Annotated in this window: 14 protein-coding genes and 1 pseudogene; 10 read left to right on the top strand and 5 right to left on the bottom strand. The window is 71.3% G+C overall.

All coding sequences use genetic code 11. The annotated features are described in order from the left end of the window. Positions 1–42 precede the first annotated feature (42 nt). Positions 43–2,139, bottom strand: a complete 2,097-nt coding sequence (locus tag ABD211_RS22425; protein ID WP_344135326.1) for a S9 family peptidase — start codon at positions 2,137–2,139, stop codon at positions 43–45. A gap of 83 nt (positions 2,140–2,222) precedes the next feature. On the opposite strand from ABD211_RS22425, the gene hemL reads away from it, so the two are divergent. The 6 genes from hemL to ccsB all read left to right on the top strand — a co-directional run bounded on the left by hemL (position 2,223) and on the right by ccsB (position 8,161). Then, a complete protein-coding gene (hemL, locus tag ABD211_RS22420) occupies positions 2,223–3,602 on the top strand; it encodes a glutamate-1-semialdehyde 2,1-aminomutase (protein ID WP_344135323.1) in 1,380 nt (459 codons plus the stop codon). Then, positions 3,599–4,246, top strand: coding sequence for a histidine phosphatase family protein (locus ABD211_RS22415; protein ID WP_344135320.1), 648 nt, complete (start codon positions 3,599–3,601; stop codon positions 4,244–4,246). The genes hemL and ABD211_RS22415 overlap by 4 nt, the downstream gene beginning before the upstream one ends. Beyond that, positions 4,243–4,791 (top strand): TlpA family protein disulfide reductase, encoded by a 549-nt coding sequence (locus tag ABD211_RS22410; protein WP_425560493.1) that lies wholly within the window; start codon positions 4,243–4,245, stop codon positions 4,789–4,791. The genes ABD211_RS22415 and ABD211_RS22410 overlap by 4 nt, the downstream gene beginning before the upstream one ends. Next, positions 4,791–5,558: a cytochrome c biogenesis CcdA family protein gene (locus ABD211_RS22405; protein WP_344135314.1), complete on the top strand. Its 768-nt coding sequence runs from the start codon at positions 4,791–4,793 to the stop codon at positions 5,556–5,558. Before ABD211_RS22410 ends, ABD211_RS22405 begins: the two co-directional genes overlap by 1 nt. A gap of 73 nt (positions 5,559–5,631) precedes the next feature. Continuing rightward, positions 5,632–7,224, top strand: coding sequence for a cytochrome c biogenesis protein ResB (resB, locus tag ABD211_RS22400; protein WP_344135311.1), 1,593 nt, complete (start codon positions 5,632–5,634; stop codon positions 7,222–7,224). After that, positions 7,148–8,161, top strand: a complete 1,014-nt coding sequence (gene ccsB, locus ABD211_RS22395) for a c-type cytochrome biogenesis protein CcsB (RefSeq protein ID WP_344135308.1) — start codon at positions 7,148–7,150, stop codon at positions 8,159–8,161. The genes resB and ccsB overlap by 77 nt, the downstream gene beginning before the upstream one ends. Positions 8,162–8,170: 9 nt before the next feature. Here ccsB and ABD211_RS22390 read toward each other — a convergent pair whose 3' ends face one another. Continuing rightward, positions 8,171–8,917, bottom strand: a complete 747-nt coding sequence (locus tag ABD211_RS22390) for a hypothetical protein (protein ID WP_344135305.1) — start codon at positions 8,915–8,917, stop codon at positions 8,171–8,173. 62 nt (positions 8,918–8,979) lie between these two features. On the opposite strand from ABD211_RS22390, the gene ABD211_RS22385 reads away from it, so the two are divergent. From ABD211_RS22385 to ABD211_RS22375, 3 genes are read left to right on the top strand one after another with little or no spacing between them, the layout of a single operon-like run. Then, complete coding sequence (locus ABD211_RS22385) at positions 8,980–10,452, top strand: menaquinone biosynthesis decarboxylase (protein ID WP_344135302.1); 1,473 nt, start codon at positions 8,980–8,982, stop codon at positions 10,450–10,452. After that, a complete protein-coding gene (gene mqnP, locus ABD211_RS22380) occupies positions 10,431–11,336 on the top strand; it encodes a menaquinone biosynthesis prenyltransferase MqnP (protein ID WP_425560492.1) in 906 nt (301 codons plus the stop codon). The genes ABD211_RS22385 and mqnP overlap by 22 nt, the downstream gene beginning before the upstream one ends. Beyond that, a complete protein-coding gene (locus ABD211_RS22375; protein ID WP_344135296.1) occupies positions 11,333–11,971 on the top strand; it encodes a UbiX family flavin prenyltransferase in 639 nt (212 codons plus the stop codon). Before mqnP ends, ABD211_RS22375 begins: the two co-directional genes overlap by 4 nt. 8 nt (positions 11,972–11,979) lie before the next feature. On the opposite strand, the gene ABD211_RS22370 is transcribed toward ABD211_RS22375, so the two are convergent. After that, the gene (locus ABD211_RS22370) at positions 11,980–12,186 is read right to left on the bottom strand and encodes a BldC family transcriptional regulator (RefSeq protein ID WP_344135293.1); all 207 of its coding nucleotides are present in this window, start codon (positions 12,184–12,186) and stop codon (positions 11,980–11,982) included. Between the two features lie 230 nt (positions 12,187–12,416). On the opposite strand from ABD211_RS22370, the gene cds1 reads away from it, so the two are divergent. Beyond that, positions 12,417–13,520, top strand: a complete 1,104-nt coding sequence (gene cds1, locus ABD211_RS22365; protein WP_344135290.1) for an L-cysteine desulfhydrase Cds1 — start codon at positions 12,417–12,419, stop codon at positions 13,518–13,520. A 968-nt stretch (positions 13,521–14,488) separates the two neighbouring features. Here the strand turns inward: cds1 and ABD211_RS22360 are convergent. Next, positions 14,489–16,198, bottom strand: coding sequence for a DEAD/DEAH box helicase (locus ABD211_RS22360; protein WP_344135287.1), 1,710 nt, complete (start codon positions 16,196–16,198; stop codon positions 14,489–14,491). A gap of 181 nt (positions 16,199–16,379) precedes the next feature. Next, positions 16,380–16,842, bottom strand: a pseudogene (locus ABD211_RS22355) (hypothetical protein); the annotation flags it as partial.

Below are 16,842 nucleotides of genomic sequence, written 5' to 3'. Positions count from 1 at the left end.
GCGGAGTGTCTTTCTCCGGAGGAAGGTCAGCGACCATTCGACCTAGTCGGCGTTGCCGACCAGGTCGAGGGTCCAGGCGTTGATGAACGCCTCCTCGCGCCAGGCGTCGTAGCGGCCGCTGGGACCGCCGTGACCGGCACCCATCTCGGTCTTGAGCAGGAAGTTGCCGTCCGGGTTGACCGCCCGCAGGCGGGCGACCCACTTGGCCGGCTCGTGGAACAGCACCCGGGTGTCGTTGAGGCTGCCCATCGCGAGGATCGCCGGGTAGCGGGCCTCCGCCACGTTCTCGTACGGCGTGTACGACTTCATGTACGCGTACACGTCGGGGTCGTCGAGCGGGTTGCCCCACTCCTCCCACTCGGTGACGGTCAGCGGCAGGCTGGGGTCGAGGATCGTGGTGAGCGCGTCGACGAACGGCACCTGCGCCACGACGCCCGCGAACGCGTCCGGGGCCATGTTGGCGACCGCGCCGACGAGCAGGCCGCCCGCCGAGCCGCCGCGCGCCACGATGCGTTCGGGCGCGGTCCACCCGGAGGCGGCGAGGTGCCGCGCGCACGCGATGAAGTCGGTGAACGTGTTCTTCTTGTGCAGCAGCTTGCCGTCGTCGTACCAGTGCCGGCCCAGTTCGCCGCCGCCGCGCACGTGCGCCACGGCGAAGATGACGCCACGGTCCACCAGGGACAGTCGGGCGATGGAGAACCAGGGGTCCATGCTCGCCTCGTACGAGCCGTACCCGTAGAGCACGGCGGGCGCCGAGCCGTCGCGGGGCGTGCCGACGCGGCAGATCAGCGAGATCGGCACCCGGGTGCCGTCGGGCGCGACGGCCCACTCGCGGTGCTGCTCGTACTGCGCGGCGTCGTAGCCGCCGAGCACGGGCCGCTGCTTGCGCAGCACCATGTCCCGCGTACGCAGGTCGTAGTCGTAGATCGAGTCCGGGCTGACCAGCGAGGCGTAGTGCAGCCGGATCGTGGCGGTGTCGAACTCGGGGTTCGCGTCCAGCCCGACCGTGTAGATCGGCTCCGGGAACGTGATCTCGTACGCGTCGCCGTCGGTCGGGATGACCCGCAGGCCGGTGAGCCCGTCCTGGCGCAGGGAGACGACCAGGTGCGACGCGAACGCGTCCACGTCGAGCAGCCGGACGCCGCGCACGTGCGGGATGAGCGGCTGCCAGGCGCCCGGCGCGTCGACCGGCGTCCAGGCGAGCGCGAAGTCCTCCGCGCCGTCGTTGTGCATGATCAGGAAGCGGTCGCCGGCCGGGTCGTGCTCCACGCCGTACTCGACGCCCTGGCGGCGCGGCGCGACCGAGCGCGGCGGGTCGAGCGGCGTGGCGGCCGGCACGACGTACACCTCGCTCGTGGTCTTGCTGTGCACGTCGATGAGCAGGTATTCCTCGGAGCGGGTCAGGCCGATGCCGACCCAGAACCGCTCGTCGGGCTCCTCGAAGGCGATCTCGTCCGCGTCGCGGGGCGTGCCGAGGACGTGCCGCCAGACCCGGTGGGGCCGCCACGCGTCGTCGACGGTCTGGTAGAAGAGCACCGACCCGTCCTTCGACCACGCGGAGCCGTAGAACACCTCGGTGAGCTCGTCGTCGAGCAGCTCGCCGGTGCGCAGGTCCTTGACCCGCAGGGTGAACCGCTCGTCGCCGGTGAGGTCCACCGAGTAGGCCAGCAGGTTCCCGTCGGGGCTCACGTCGAACGTGCCGACCGAGAAGAACGGCGAGTCGCCGGCCAGCGCGTTGCCGTCGAGCAGGATCTCCTCGCCCGCAAGCGGGCCGCCCGCGTCGATCGACGGCGGCGCGACCTGCCCCGGCTCGGCGACCAGCCGGCAGTGGATCGCGTACTGCTGCCCCTCGACCGTGCGGGAGTAGTACCAGAAGCCGCCCTTGCGGGCCGGGACGGACAGGTCCGTCTCCTTGGTGCGCCGCTTGATCTCGTTGAACAGGGTCTCCCGCAACGCGGACTGGTGCTCGGTGCGCGCGTCGGTCCAGTCGTTCTCGGCGGTGAGGTAGGCGATCGTGTCCGGATCGTCCTTGTCCGCGAGCCACGCGTACTCGTCGACCACCTCGTCCCCGTGGTGGGTGCGAATGTGGGGGAGGCGCTTCGCGGAGGGCGGCGAGAGCACGTCGTCAGTGACCGTCATGGCAGCCAAGGCTACCCGCCCGTAGGCGCCGCGCTGGGGCTGCTGGCCAGCGCGGCAACCAGGGCTGTCAGAATGAGGCCACCGTGACTGAGACCTTCCCCGCCGAGGCGCCCGCCTCTCAGGACCTCTTCGACCGCGCCCTGGCCGTCGTGCCGGGCGGGGTGAACTCGCCGGTGCGCGCCTTCCGGGCGGTCGGCGGGACGCCCCGGTTCATGGTGCGCGGCGAGGGTGCGTACCTGTTCGACGCCGACGGCCGCCGCTACCTGGACCTCATCTGTTCGTGGGGCCCGCTCGTCCTGGGCCACGCCCACCCTGCCGTGATCGAAGCCGTGACCACGGCCGCCGCCAAGGGGACCAGCTTCGGCGCCCCGACGCCGGGTGAGGTCGAGCTGGCCGAGGAGATCGTCCGTCGCACCCCCGTCGACCAGGTCCGCCTGGTCAACTCGGGCACCGAGGCGACGATGTCCGCGATCCGCCTGGCCCGCGGCTTCACCGGCCGACCGAAGATCATCAAGTTCGCCGGCTGTTACCACGGTCACTCCGACGGCCTGCTCGCCGCGGCCGGGTCCGGCGTGGCGACCCTGGCGGCCGCGAGAACTGAGGGTGATCTCGCCGGTCGACCCGACTCGCCCGGCGTCACCCCGTCCGCCGCCGCCGAGACGATCGTCCTGCCGTACAACGACCTCGCCGCCGTGGCGGCCGTGTTCGCGGTCGAGGGCGCCCGGATCGCGGCGATCATCACCGAGGCGGCGGCCGGCAACATGGGCGTCGTCCCGCCCGCGCCCGGCTTCAACGCCGGCCTCGCCGCGATCGCGCACCGGCACGGCGCCCTGCTCATCCTCGACGAGGTCATGACCGGCTTCCGGGTGTCGAAGGGCGGCTGGGCCGAGCTATCCGCGAGCCGCGGCGAGCCGATCGACGCCGACCTGATCACCTTCGGCAAGGTGATGGGCGGCGGCCTGCCCGCCGCCGCGTTCGGCGGTCGGCGCGAGGTGATGGGCTACCTGGCCCCGGCCGGGCCGGTCTACCAGGCCGGCACGCTGTCCGGGAACCCGCTCGCCAGCGCCGCCGGCCTCGCCACGCTGCGCCTGTGCACCCCCGAGGTGTACGGCAAGCTCGACCGCACCGCCGCGCAGCTGAGCGGCCTCGCGTCGAAGGCGCTCGACGGCGCCGGCGTCGCGCACCGGCTCCAGCACGCCGGCAACATGTTCTCGATCTTCTTCACGCCGGACGAGGTCGCCAACTACGACCAGGCGCGCGCCCAGCACGCCGCCGCGTTCACGGCGTTCTTCCAGGCCATGCTCGCCCGCGGCGTCTACCTGCCGCCGTCCGCGTTCGAGGCGTGGTTCGTCTCGACCGCCATCGACGACGACGCGATCGAGCACTTCGCCGCCGCGCTGCCCGCCGCCGCCGAGGCGGCCGCCGCCGCGACGAGCGTGACCCCCGAAGGAGGGGGAGCGTGACGAACACGATCGTGCACGTCGTCCGGCACGGCGAGGTGCACAACCCCGAGAAGATCCTCTACGGCCGCCTGCCCGGCTACCAGCTGTCCGAGCTGGGCGTGCAGATGGCCAAGGCCGTCGCCCAGCACTTCGCGGGACGCGACATCGCCTACGTGGTGGCGAGCCCGCTGGAGCGCGCCCAGCAGACCGCCGAGCCGATCGCCGCCGAGTTCGGCCTGGCGATCGCCGCCGACGACCGGCTGCTGGAGAGCATCAACGGCTTCGAGGGCAAGCGCGTCGGCGTGGGCGACGGGGCGCTGCGCGACCCGCGCAACTGGTGGACCGTCCGCGACCCGTTCACCCCGTCCTGGGGCGAGCCGTACCGTGTCGTCGCCGACCGCATGACCGCCGCCGTCCTCGCCGCCCGCGACGCCGCGGCGGGGCACGAGGCGGTCGCCGTCTCGCACCAGCTCCCGATCTGGATCCTGCGCCGCTGGATGGAGCGCAAGCGGCTGTGGCACGACCCGCGGCGCCGCCAGTGCTCCCTGGCCAGCGTGACCAGCTTCCACTTCGAGGGCGACACGCTCGCCGGCATCGGCTACGCCGAGCCCGCCGGCCACCTCCTCGGCCTGTCCCAGGACGCGTTCAAGGCAAGAGGCGCCTGAGGATGCGCCGACTCGCCCTCATCGCGGCCCTGACGGCCGCGCTGGTCACCCTCACCTCCTGCGGGAGTACGGGCGGGAGCCCGGCAGCGGCCCAGCCCGTCACCGTGTACCCGGCCGCCGAGCGCGGCGCGCCGCAGTCGATCGCGGGCACCCTGCTCGACGGCGGGTCCTACGACATCGCGGCGCACCGGGGCGAGGTCGTCGTCGTCAACTTCTGGGCGTCGTGGTGCGGCCCGTGCCGCGTCGAGAAGGACGACCTGGAGAAGACGTACCAGGCCACCAAGGGCTCCAGGGTCGCGTTCCTGGGCGTGAACATCCGCGACGACAAGGACAAGGCGAAGGCGTTCGTCGCCGGGCAGTTGACCTATCCGAGCGTGTTCGACCCGCAGAGCAGGCTGGCGTTGAGCTTCAACGTGCCGCCGACGTCGCTGCCCGCCACGATCATCCTGGACCGGCAGCATCGGGTGGCCGTGATGATCCGCAAGGCGATGCTCCAGTCCGACCTGCAGCCGCTCGTCGACCAGATCGCGGCGGAGAACCTCTAGTGGGCGACACCTTCGCCGAGATCGCCACCGGCGGCCCGATCCTCGTGGCGGTGGGCGTCGCGGCGCTCGCCGGGCTGGTCAGCTTCCTGTCCCCGTGCGTGCTGCCGCTGGTGCCGGGCTACCTGTCGTACATGACCGGGCTGGCCGGGGCCGACCTGCGCGACAGGCTCGACCGGCCGGACGCCCGGGTGCGCGGCCGGGTCGTGCTGGGCACGGCCGGGTTCATCGCGGGGTTCACCGCGATCTTCACGCTGACCACGGTGCTCGTCGCCGGGGTCGGCCGCACGCTGCTCGTGCACCAGCGCACCGTCGAGATCGTCGTCGGCGTCCTCGTCATCGTGCTGGGCGCGGCGTTCCTGGGCTGGGTGCCCGGCCTGCAGCGCGAGTGGCGGCTGCACAAGCTGCCGGCCGCCGGCCTGGCCAGCGCGCCGCTGCTCGGCGCGGTGTTCGCGCTGTCGTGGGTGCCGTGCATCGGCCCGACGCTGGGCGCCGTCCTCGGCCTGGCCACGGTGAGCGGCTCGACCCCCCGCGCGGTCACCCTCGCCATCGCGTACTCCCTGGGTCTGGGTCTGCCTTTCGTGATCTTCGGGCTGGGCTTCCGGCGCCTCATCGGCGTCCACCAGGCCATCCGCCGGCACAGCCAGTGGGTGACCCGGATCGGCGGCGTCCTGCTCATGGTCGTCGGCCTGGCCCTGGTCACGGGCGTCTGGGGCGACTTCCTCAACTGGCTCCGCGCGACGGTCGGGGCCGGGAGCGTCGGCATATGAGCGAGCGTCAGCGAGCGAATCATCAGCTCAGTTCCGACTCATGCCGGCGCTGGAGCGCAGCGGAGGCGACGGTATGAGGGCGTTCTGGCGCTGGCTGACCAGCATGCGCACCGCGCTGCTGCTGCTGTTCCTGCTTGCCGTCGCCGCGATCCCCGGGTCGCTGCTGCCGCAGCGCAACCTGGCACCGGAGCGGGTCAACCAGTATTTGCGCGACCATCCCGACCTCGGGCCGTGGCTGGACCGGCTGTGGATGTTCGCCGTCTACTCGTCGCCCTGGTTCTCCGCGATCTACCTGCTGCTGTTCGCCTCGCTCATCGGGTGCCTGGTGCCCCGGCTCAGCCAGCACCTCCGCGCGCTGAAGGCCGTACCCCCGGATGCCCCGAAGCGGCTGGACCGGCTGCCGCAGCACGCCGACGGCCTGCACCACGACGGCGATCCCGCGGCCGCGGCCGGGGCGGTCGCCGCGCTGCTGCGCAAGCGGCGGTGGCGGGTCGCGGTCCGCGAGCACCCCGACGGGGTGACCGTCGCGGCCGAGAAGGGCTACGTCAAGGAGACCGGCAACCTGCTGTTCCACTTCTCGCTGCTGGCGCTGCTCATCGGGGTGGCCGCCGGGTCGTGGTACGGCTGGGAGGCCAACCGGATCGTCGTCGCCGGCCCGGACTACGGCTTCTGCGACAGCATCCCGCAGTACGACGAGACGGCCCTGGGCGCCCGCGTCGGCCCCGAGGACCTGCCCCCGTTCTGCCTGCAACTGGACGACTTCTCCGTCGACTACCTGGACAACGGCCAGCCGCTGGACTTCGCCGCCAAGGTGACCTACACCGAGGGTCTCAACGGCGCCGCGCGGCAGGCGACGATCGCGGTGAACGACCCGCTGCGCCTGGACGGGGCGAGCGTCTACCTCTTCGGCCACGGCTACGCGCCCATCGTGCGCTACACCGACCGGTACGGGGTGTCGCAGACCACGGTCGCGGCGTTCCTGGTCGACGACGACTTCCTCACCTCGCACGGCCTGGCCGCGTTCCCGGACGCGAACGTCGACCCGACGGGCGCGACGCCGCGCGCCGACCGGGCGCAGACCGCGTTCTCCTGCGTCTACCTGCCGACCGTGCCCGACGACGTGTCCCTGGCGCGCTCGGCGCACCCGGCCGAGCGGAACCCGGCGCTCATGTGCAGCGCCTACCAGGGCGACCTCGGCCTCGACGTGGGCCGCGCCCAGTCCGTGTACGAGCTGGACCGCCGCCAGCTCGACTCCGGCGCGCTCAGGCAGGTCGGCACCGAGACGAAGCTGTCGTCCGGCCAGTCGTGGACGCTGCCGGACGGCTCGACGATGACGTTCGTGGGGACCCGCCAGTGGGCCGCGCTGTCCGTGCGGCAGGACCCGGGCAAGACGACCGTGCTGATCGGGGCGGTCGCGCTGCTCACCGGCCTGCTCACGTCGCTGACCGGCCGGCGCCGCCGCGTGTGGGCGCGCGTCGTGCCCGACGCCGACGGGCGTAGCCTCATCTCGCTGGGTGGTCTGCCCCGCACCGAGCAAGCCTCCTTCGCGGCTGAGTTCGCCCAGCTCGTGAGTCAACTCGAGGAGAACCATGGCGCACCTGTCCGACCAGCTGCTGATGTGGACGATCCTGGGGTACACCCTGGCGATGCTCGGGTACGCCGTTGAGTACTCCTTCGGCGCGAAGGGCGCGGTAGCCCGCGTCGCCACCGCCCCGCGCCAGCGGGAGCTGGTCAGCGTCGGCGGCCCGGAAAGGGCGCACGACCCGCTGTGGGACGACCCGGACGGTGCCGTCGCGGAGCCCGAGCCGGCGGTGGTCGTTCCCGTGTCCACCGGTGAGAAGGGCCGGCGCGCCGCGCTGTTCGGTCGCGTCGCGGTCGTCCTCACGGTGCTGGCGACGCTCACGCACGGCGGCGTGCTGGTGACCCGCGGCCTCGCCGCGCACCGGGTGCCGTGGGGCAACATGTACGAGTTCGTGCTCGCTGCCTGCTTCGTCGGCGCCCTGTCGTGGCTGGTCGTGCTGGTGCTGCGGCCCACCGCCCGGCTGCTCGGCCTGTTCGTCTCGCTGGCCATGGTGATCCTGCTCGGCTTCGCGATGGCGGTGCTGCACACCCAGGTCGCCCCGCTGGTCCCGGCGTTGAACTCCTACTGGCTGAAGATCCACGTCTCGGCGGCCGCGTCGTCGTCGGGCATCCTGCTCATGGCGTTCATCCCGTCGGCGCTGTTCCTGGCCCGCGAGGGCTGGGACCGCGGCAAGCGGTCGTTCCCCTACTCGCTGGGCCGCCGCCTGCCGGCCGCCGACTCGCTGGAGCGGCTCGCGTTCCGGGTGACGGTCTTCGCGTTCCCGCTCTGGACGTTCGCCATCATCTGCGGCGCGATCTGGGCCGAGGCGGCCTGGGGCCGCTACTGGGGCTGGGACCCGAAGGAGACCTGGTCGTTCATCTCCTGGGTGGTCTACGCCGGCTACCTGCACGCCCGCGCGACCCCGAGCGTCAGGAAGACCACGGCCACCTGGATCGCCGTCGCCGCCTGGATCACCATGCTGATCAACCTCTACGTGATCAACTTCGTGGCGGTCGGTATGCACTCCTACGCCGGCGTGTAGCCTGCCCGGTCACCGTTGACGCGCGGCCGCGCAGGTCGCGGCCGACCAGGTGTCGAAGCGGTTGACCCAGTTCAGGCAGTAGTTGGCGAAGCCGCTGCCCGCGCCCGTCGGCACCCTGCCCAGGCGCCAGAACTCGGAGCGCCCCGCCGCGTCGCGCAGTCGCACGTTGTCGAAGCCCGCCGGCGGCAGCGTCACGTACCCGCCCATCGCCGGGTCCACGTACACCTCGACGTACTGCTCGATCGTGGTGGACGCGCGGATCGGCAGGCGCTGGTCGGTGAGCAGCCGCCACTGGCCCTGCCACCACAGCCACGCGCGCCAGTGCCCCTCCCCGGCCGACTCCAGGTTGATCCAGACCCGGTCGCCGGGCCCGATCGGGTACTCGTCGTGGAACGTCCAGCGCCGGCTCACCGTGTCGTAGGTGTAGACGTGCTGGCGGCCGTCGCGCAGCCAGCCGTTCTCCGACCAGCCCGCCTCCAGCCAGGCCGTGCCGTCGGTGCTGCGCGCCATGAAGCGGGCCGCCACGAAGTCGTACGTTCCCGGCCGTACCCCCGGGTCCGCGACCCGCAGCCGGCCCGAGACGCCGGACCAGCCACCCACGGTCGTCGCGCCGAGGTGGTGGTAGCCGGCACGAGGTTCCGGCGTCGCGGGGGTCGGCGAGGGCGCGTATCCGCCCGGCGCGGCCCACGCGGCGGATGAGAGAACAAAACTGAGGAGTACGGCGCACAGCGCGACCCCCGCCCGCGCGATTGCCACGAACACCTCAACGGGACAGCCCGCCAGCGGGTGACGTCACCCGACCCGGCAGACTGCAGGGCATGGCACGTGGGCAGGCCGGGCAGTACGGCCCGTACGACGATCTCAAGGACTTCCTCCGGACGCTGGAGAAGGCCGGCGAACTGCGCCGCATCACGGTCCCCGTGGACCCGACCCTGGAGCTGAGCGAGATCGTCACGCGGACGGTCCGCGCGGGCGGCCCCGCGCTGCTCTTCGAGCGGCCGACCCGGGGCGAGATGCCGGTGGCGATCAACCTCTTCGGCACGCACAAGCGCACCGCGATGGCGCTCGGCGTCTCCTCCGTCGACGAGATCGGCGACCGGATCGGGTCCCTCGTCAAGCCCGAGCTGCCGGTGGGCTTCGCGGGCATGCGTGAGGGCCTCGGCAAACTGCTCCAGCTCAAGAGCGTGCCACCGAAGAAGGTGAAGACCGCCCCCTGCCAGGAGGTCGTCTACCGAGACGGCAACGTCGACCTCAACCGGCTGCCCGGCCTGCAGATCTGGCCCGGTGACGGCGGCATCTTCCACAACTTCGGGCTGACCCATACGAAGCACCCGGAGACGGGCAAGCGCAACCTCGGCCTGTACCGGCTGCACCAGCACTCGCACAACACGCTGGGCATGCACTGGCAGATCCACAAGGACTCCACCGCCCACCACGCGGTCGCCGAGCGGCTCGGCCAGCGGCTGCCCGTCGCCGTGGCGATCGGCTGCGACCCGGTGGTCAGCTACTCCGCGTCGGCCCCGCTGCCGGGCGACATCGACGAGTACCTGTTCGCCGGGTTCCTGCGCGGCGAGCGGGTCGAGATGGTCGACTGCCTCACCGTCCCGCTGCAGGTGCCGGCGAACGCGCAGATCGTCCTCGAGGGGTACGTGGAGCCGGGGGAGCGGGCGCCCGAGGGTCCGTTCGGTGACCACACCGGGTTCTACACGCCGGTCGAGCCGTTCCCCGTGCTGCACATCACGTGCATGACGACCCAGCGCGACCCGGTCTACCACTCGATCGTGACGTCCAAGCCGCCGCAGGAGGACGGCGGCATCGGGCACGCCACCGAGCGCATCTTCCTCCCGCTGCTGAAGATGCTCATCCCGGACATCGTGGACTACCACCTGCCCGAGGCGGGCGTCTTCCACAACTGCTGCATCGTCTCCATCAAGAAGCGCTACCCCAAGCACGCGCAGAAGGTGATGTCCTCGATCTGGGGCGCGCACCTGCTGTCGCTGTCGAAGCTCATCGTCGTGGTGGACGACGACTGCGACCCGCACGACTACCACGAGGTCGCGTTCCGGGCGTTCGGCAACGTCGACTACTCGCACGACCTGCTGCTCACCTCCGGCCCGGTGGACCACCTCGACCACTCGTCGTACCAGCAGTTCTGGGGCGGCAAGGCGGGCGTCGACGCGACCCGCAAGCTGCCCACGGAGGGCTACACGCGCGGTTGGCCCGAGGAGATGGTCATGTCCCCGGAGATCGTGGCCCGGGTGGACCGGCGGTGGAAGGAGTTCGGGTTGTGACTGTTCTAGCCCAGCGGCCGTCCCCGGTCCGGGCCTTCATGCGGCTCGTCATGATCGAGCACTCGATCTTCGCGTTGCCGTTCGCGTACCTGGCCGCGCTGACCGCGATGGTGCCGTCGATCCAGTGGGGCACCCTCGGGCTCATCACGGTCGCCATGGTCTCCGGACGGACTGTCGCCATGGCGGCCAACCGGATCATCGACCGGCACATCGACGCGCAGAACCCGCGCACCGCCGGCCGGGAGCTCATCACGGGCGCCGTGTCGCTGCGGACCGCGTGGACCGGGCTCGTACTCAGCTTATTGATCTTTTTGGTGTCGGCCGGGGCGCTCAACTGGCTCTGCCTGGCCCTGTCCCCGCTGGCCGTCGTGGCGCTGGTCATCTACTCGTACGCCAAGCGGTTCACCAACTATCCGCAGGCGTTCCTGGCGCTGGCCCAGGCGGTCGCGCCGGTGGGTGCGTGGATCGGGGTGACAGGTGAGTGGTCGTGGCCGGCGGTCCTGCTCGGCGTGGCCGTCGGCACCTGGATCGGCGGGTTCGACTGCATCTACGCCTGCCAGGACTACGCGGCCGACAAGCGGATCGGGGTCGGCTCGGTGCCGGTGCGCTGGGGGATCGCCGGGTCGCTGCGCATCTCGTCAGCCGTGCACGTGGTCACCATGGCGTTCTTCGTCTGGTACGGCGTCGTGGTGGAGTACGGCTGGTTGTGGTGGGTTGGCCTGGGTCTCACGGGACTGGTGCTCGTTTACGAGCACGCGATCGTGCGCGCCGATGATCTTTCGCGGGTAAACCGCGCGTTCTTCACCGCCAACGGCGTCATCGGCATCGCGCTGTTCGCCTTCGCGCTCGCCGACCTGGTGGTGAACGGGGGCCTGCGGCCATGACCGCGGCCCGCGTGCCGTGGGTCGTCGGGGTCTCCGGCGCCTCCGGCACCCCGTACGCGGCGGCGGTGCTGCGCGGGCTGTTCGACGCCGGTGCGGCCGTCGACCTGGTGGTCTCGCGGGCCGCCCGGCTCACCCTGCTGGACGAGACGGGCGTGCGGTTCCGCGACGCCCACTGGAAGTCCGACCTGGCCGACTGGCTTCAGGCTGACCTGGGCGACGTCGCCTACTGGCCGCCGGGCGACCTCGGTGGCGGCCCGGCGTCCGGCTCCTACCCGGCCCGCGGCATGGTGGTCGTCCCGGCTAGCACCGCGGCCTGCGCGGGGATCGCCATCGGACTGAGTAAGGATCTGTTGCAGCGGGCGGCCGAGGTGAACCTCAAGGAGCGCCGTCCGGTGGTGGTGGTGCCCCGCGAGACCCCGGTCACCCGCAGCCACCTGGAGCACCTGCTGGCGTTGCACGACGCCGGAGCGGTCGTGCTGCCGGCGAGCCCGGGCTTCTACGGCGCCGGGGCGCGGGCCAGCGGCCAGCAGCTGGTCGATTTCGTGGCGGCGAAGGTGCTCGACGCGATCGGCGTCGACCACTCGCTGCTCACGCGGTGGTCAGGCGAACTGGGCGCGGGCCGCCTTCCGTCGTAGGTGTGTGTTCATCGACCGGGTGGGGCGGCTGCGTTTTCCTCGGCCTCGCCCTCCAGCAGGGCGCGTACCTCTGACTCACGGAAGCGGCGGTGACCGCCGGGCGTGCGGATGCTGCTGATCCGGCCGGCCGCCGCCCATCGCGTGACAGTCTTCGGGTCGACACGGAACAGCGCGGCCACCTCGCCCGGTGTGAGCAGACGATCTCCAGTGTCCACGACCCCCTCCTTGCGTCGCCGAAGCTCTCTGCGGCTCGACCGTGAACGGCACAGGGGTGACGGCCGGCGCGAGCCAGAGTCTTCGATGGGACGTAGGACCATTACAGCACCGCCATAACCCCATGTCCGACAAACCGTAATTCGCGTTGTGTAGGGGCGTTCTGCGGGGAGAATAGGCGAGCCGGACACGCGTGCGACGACCGTCGCGATCATCGGGTTAGGGTCTGCCGGTGGAACACTTGGAGCGTTGTTCGGACGCCGACCGCGAGTGGGTGACAGAGGCGATCGCCGTCGTCGAAGCGGACGCGAACCGCTCAGCGGATACCCATCTGTTGCCGTTCCCGCTGCCCCGGTCCTGGGGAATCGACCTCTACCTCAAGGACGAGTCCGTCCACCCGACCGGCTCGCTCAAGCACCGGCTGGCGCGCTCCCTGTTCCTGTATGCGTTGTGCGGCGGGTGGATCCGGCCCGGGACGACCATTGTGGAAGCCTCCTCGGGATCCACGGCCGTGTCCGAGGCCTATTTCGCGCGCCTGCTCGGGCTGCCGTTCATCGCCGTCATGCCGGCCGCCACGTCCCCGGAGAAGATCGCCCTCATCGAGTTCCAGGGCGGCACCTGCCACCTGGTGGCCGACGGTGCGACGGTGGTCGCGACGGCGCGCGCCCTGGCCGCCGAGCGGCATGGCCACTTCATGGACCAGTTCACATACGCCGAGCGGGCCACCGACTGGCGCGGCAACAACAACATCGCCGAGTCGATCTTCGGCCAGCTCGCCCTGGAGCGGCACCCCATCCCGACCTGGATCGTGGTCGGCGCCGGTACGGGCGGCACCTCGGCCACCATCGGCCGCTATATCCGGTATCGCCGCCATTGCACGAAGCTCTGTGTCGTCGACCCGGAAGGTTCGGCGTTCTACGCCGGTTGGACCTCGGGCGATCTGACCGTCGAGACCGGTCGCATGTCGCGGATCGAGGGCATCGGCCGCCCCCGGGTCGAGCCGTCGTTCCAGCCGTGCGTCGTGGACCGGATGATCCGGGTGCCCGACGCCGGGTCGCTCGCGGCGATGCGGGTGGCCTCCGCGGTGCTCGGCCGCCGCGTCGGCGGATCGACCGGAACGAACCTGTGGGGCGCCTTCGGCCTGATCGCCGAGCTGCTGGCCCGCGGCGCCTCCGGGTCCGTGGTCACCTTGCTCTGCGACGGCGGCGAACGCTACGCGAACACCTATTTCAATGATTCGTGGGTACGCGCACAGGGCCTCGACCTGGCCAGTCGCATGACGGTCGTCGACGCGTTCCTGAACACCGGAGAGTGGGCACCGGATAACTCTGTGTAACCGCCCTGGGCACGAAAGAGGCGGCCCCTGCTGAGCCGCCTCCCCCTCTGAGCTGGTTGTATCCCCCGTGCCCATCGAACTAAGCCGATTTTATTGGGAGCGCTCCCATATTGACATTGCGTTTCGGCCCTGTCAATGGTGTGTGGCCGGACCTTGACGTACACCACATGCCCGCAGGTCAGCCCGGCTACTACGGACCGTAAGTTTCGTCCTGCCTGTCTGGTTCCCGCCCGCCGCGCTCACCAAACCGCCGCGCGTGCGCCAGATGTGCACATCTGACGGGGTAGGGGACGACTCGGGCCGCCAAGTGTGCGTTTCTGGCGGGGTGTGGGACGTTCTCCCTCGCCACTTGTGCGCATCTGGCGAGGTGGGAGGCGTGTTGTCTCGCCACTTGTGAGCTTCTGGCGGGGTGGAGGGCTCTCCGGCTCGCCAAATGTGAGCTTTGGGCGAAGCGGAGGGCTCTCCGGCTCGCCAAATGTGCGCTTCTGGCGGGGTGGGAGTGCGTTGTCCCGCCAGTTGTGCGCTTCTGGCGAAGGGGTCCAGCCCTGTAGGCCATCAACTGTGCGCATGGGGCGAGCCTCGGCCGCTAGGACCTCGCCATATGTGTGCAGGAGGTGGCGAGGGAGGAGATCGGTCGGGCTTCGCGAGATGCGCGACGTTGGCGGCATTGACCGGGTGCCGCTCGCCATTGGGTCGCCTTTGGCGAGCCGGGAGCGGGCGGCTGGAGGGCGGAAAACGAAAGAGACGGCTCCTGTTGAGCCGCCTCCCCCTCTGCGCGTCTTATCCGTGATCGGCACTCTCGTCAAGAACCCCCGTGTTTCATGGGAGCGCTTCCACGGTCACATCTGGAATCACCGATGTCAAGAGCGCGCCAGACAAGAAGCGGCTGACCTGCGTACATAAACAGGTCAGCCGCTTGATAACTGCACGACAGTCACTACATTACGTAACGACTACCATCCGCATGGTTAGCGGAAGCGTCGTCCGCTCGACCGGTGGCCGCGCGAGAAGCTGCCGCGTTCCGCGTCGGGGCGCCGGTCGCCGTCGTGCCGGTGGCCCGTGTCGGGACGGTGGCTGGCCTCCTGGCGGTGGCCCTGCTCGGGGCGGTGGGTGCCGTCGTGGCGGTGCGCGCCGTCGGGACGCTGCGGCACCCCGGGGCGCCGGTCACCGTCGAAGCGCCGGGGACGGTGCTCGCCGTCGAAGCGGCGCGGCCGGTGCTCGCCGTCGAAGCGACGCTCACCCTCGGACGCCGTACGCCGGTCGCCGTCGAAGCGACGCTCGCCGTCGGCTGCCGCGGGCCGGTCGCCGTCGAAGCGGCGCGGGCGGTCGCCGAAGCGACGCTCACCGAAGCGACGGTCGCCGTCGCGGCGGTCGCCCTCGAAGCGGGGGCGGGGTCGACGCTCGGGGCGGGTCTCCTCGACGATGACGACCGGGACGCCGGACGGCTCGCGGGCGCCGGTGACCTCGACGAGCGCCGGGGCGCCCGCCGTCACGTGCGTACGGATCGGGTCGACGCCGGCCTTCTCCAGCATGCCGAGCGTGCTCGCGCGCTGGCGCGGGAGCACCAGCGTGACGACGGCGCCCGACTCACCGGCGCGGGCGGTGCGTCCCGCCCGGTGCAGGTAGTCCTTCGGGTCCTTCGGCGGGTCGACGTGCACGACCAGGTCCACACCGTCGACGTGGATGCCGCGCGCGGCCACGTTCGTCGCGATGAGGACGTCGACGCGACCCTCCTTGAAGTCGGCGAGCGTGCGTGTGCGTACCCGCTGGGTTTTTCCGCCGTGGAGAGCACCCGCGCGGACGCCGACCGCCGAGAGCTGCTCAACCAACCGGTCGACCGCCATCTGGGTCTTGACGAACATGATGGTGCGGCCCTGCCGGTTCGCGATCGAGGCGAGGATCGTGAACTTGTCGCGCGGCGGGATCATCAGCGTGTGGTGGGTCATGGTGTCCACCGCGGCGACGGCGGGGTCGACCTCGTGCGTCACCGGGTCGGTCATGAAGCGCTTGACCAGGGTGTCCACGTCACCGTCCAGGGTGGCCGAGAAGAGCAGCCGCTGGCCGCCCTTCGGCGTCTGGTCGAGCAGCGCGGTGACGTCGGGCAGGAAGCCCATGTCCGCCATCTGGTCGGCCTCGTCGAGCACCGTGACCTCGACGTCCGCGAGCGAGCAGTTGCCGCGCTCGATCAGGTCGGCGAGCCGGCCCGGTGTGGCAACCAGCACGTCGACGCCCTTGCGCAGCGCCTCGATCTGGATCCCGTACGACGAACCGCCGAAGGCGGTCTTGGTGAACAGCTTGAGCGACTTCGCCAGCGGGGCCAGCGCGTCGTTGACCTGCATGGCCAGCTCGCGCGTCGGCACGAGGATGAGGCCCTTGGGGCGGTGCGGCGCGCTGCGCTCGCCCTGCGCGAGGCGGGTGAGCACGGACAGGCCGAAGGCCAGGGTCTTGCCGGAGCCGGTCTGGCCGCGGCCGAGCACGTCCCGGCCGACCAGGGCGTCCGGGATGGTGGCCTGCTGGATGGGGAACGGAGCGGTGATGCCCGCCCGGCCGAGCGCGCGCACGAGCTGGCGCGGCAGGCCCAGCTCCGCGAACCCGGTCGCGTCGTTCTCGGCGGGGTCGTCAAGGACGGAGGGCAGGCTGTTGAGCGCGCCCATGCCGGGCGCAGCGTCGATCGACATGATGGTGATGGGAACCTCTCCACGGGGGCCGTCCTCAGCGACAGTTGCGTGAAGAGAACAGCCCATCATCGGCGCGCCTGAACGCACGCCGGACACAAGATCCCACCAATCGTACCCGGTCGAAACGTCACGCCGGCGCCGGCGTGACGGCCGGCACCGACGCTGTGTTCCGCGTCACCCTCTAGTCGCTCAGAAAAGATGAGGCGAGTACGGCCACGAAAGCGCCGATCAGCAGCACCATGCCCAGGCCGGCGGCCATGATGATCACTACTCGGCGGGTACGCGACCGGCTCTCCGCGGGCGGGATCGTCGCGGGCAGCCCCTGGGCCAGAATGTGTCCGGTGAGCGACCCGGTGTCCTCCGGGATCATGCCGCTGGGGGGCATCCCGATGCCACCACCGTAGACCGTCCCCTGTGGACCGGAGCGGGCCGCGGGCGGCGCGTAGGCCGGCTGGCGCCAGTCCGACTGCTCGGGCGGCGGCCCCCACGCGTCGACCGGGTCGTGCCCCGGGGCGGTGAGCGGGGCCGGCACGGGCGGTCCCGGCTGCGGCCCGGGGTACGGCGGCGTCGGCCCCGGATAGGGCGGCGTCGGCACGGGCGGGAACGGCGACGGCGGCTGCGGGCGGCCCGGGTCGGGCGCGGGG

Source organism: Luedemannella flava, from assembly GCF_039528515.1.
GTDB lineage: Bacteria > Actinomycetota > Actinomycetes > Mycobacteriales > Micromonosporaceae > Luedemannella > Luedemannella flava.
The sequence above is the reverse complement of the archived record's forward strand: the minus strand, read 5'-3'. Positions and strand labels throughout refer to the sequence as shown.

Excerpts from the sequence above, each read along its gene's own strand:
- resB (WP_344135311.1), top strand. The coding sequence starts at position 5,632 with ATGAGGGCGTTCTGGCGCTGGCTGACCAGCATGCGCACCGCGCTGCTG.
- ccsB (WP_344135308.1), top strand. The coding sequence starts at position 7,148 with ATGGCGCACCTGTCCGACCAGCTGCTGATGTGGACGATCCTGGGGTAC.
- ABD211_RS22385 (WP_344135302.1), top strand. The coding sequence starts at position 8,980 with ATGGCACGTGGGCAGGCCGGGCAGTACGGCCCGTACGACGATCTCAAG.
- ABD211_RS22375 (WP_344135296.1), top strand. The coding sequence starts at position 11,333 with ATGACCGCGGCCCGCGTGCCGTGGGTCGTCGGGGTCTCCGGCGCCTCC.
- ABD211_RS22360 (WP_344135287.1), bottom strand. The coding sequence starts at position 16,198 with ATGTCGATCGACGCTGCGCCCGGCATGGGCGCGCTCAACAGCCTGCCC.
- ABD211_RS22425 (WP_344135326.1), bottom strand. The coding sequence starts at position 2,139 with ATGACGGTCACTGACGACGTGCTCTCGCCGCCCTCCGCGAAGCGCCTC.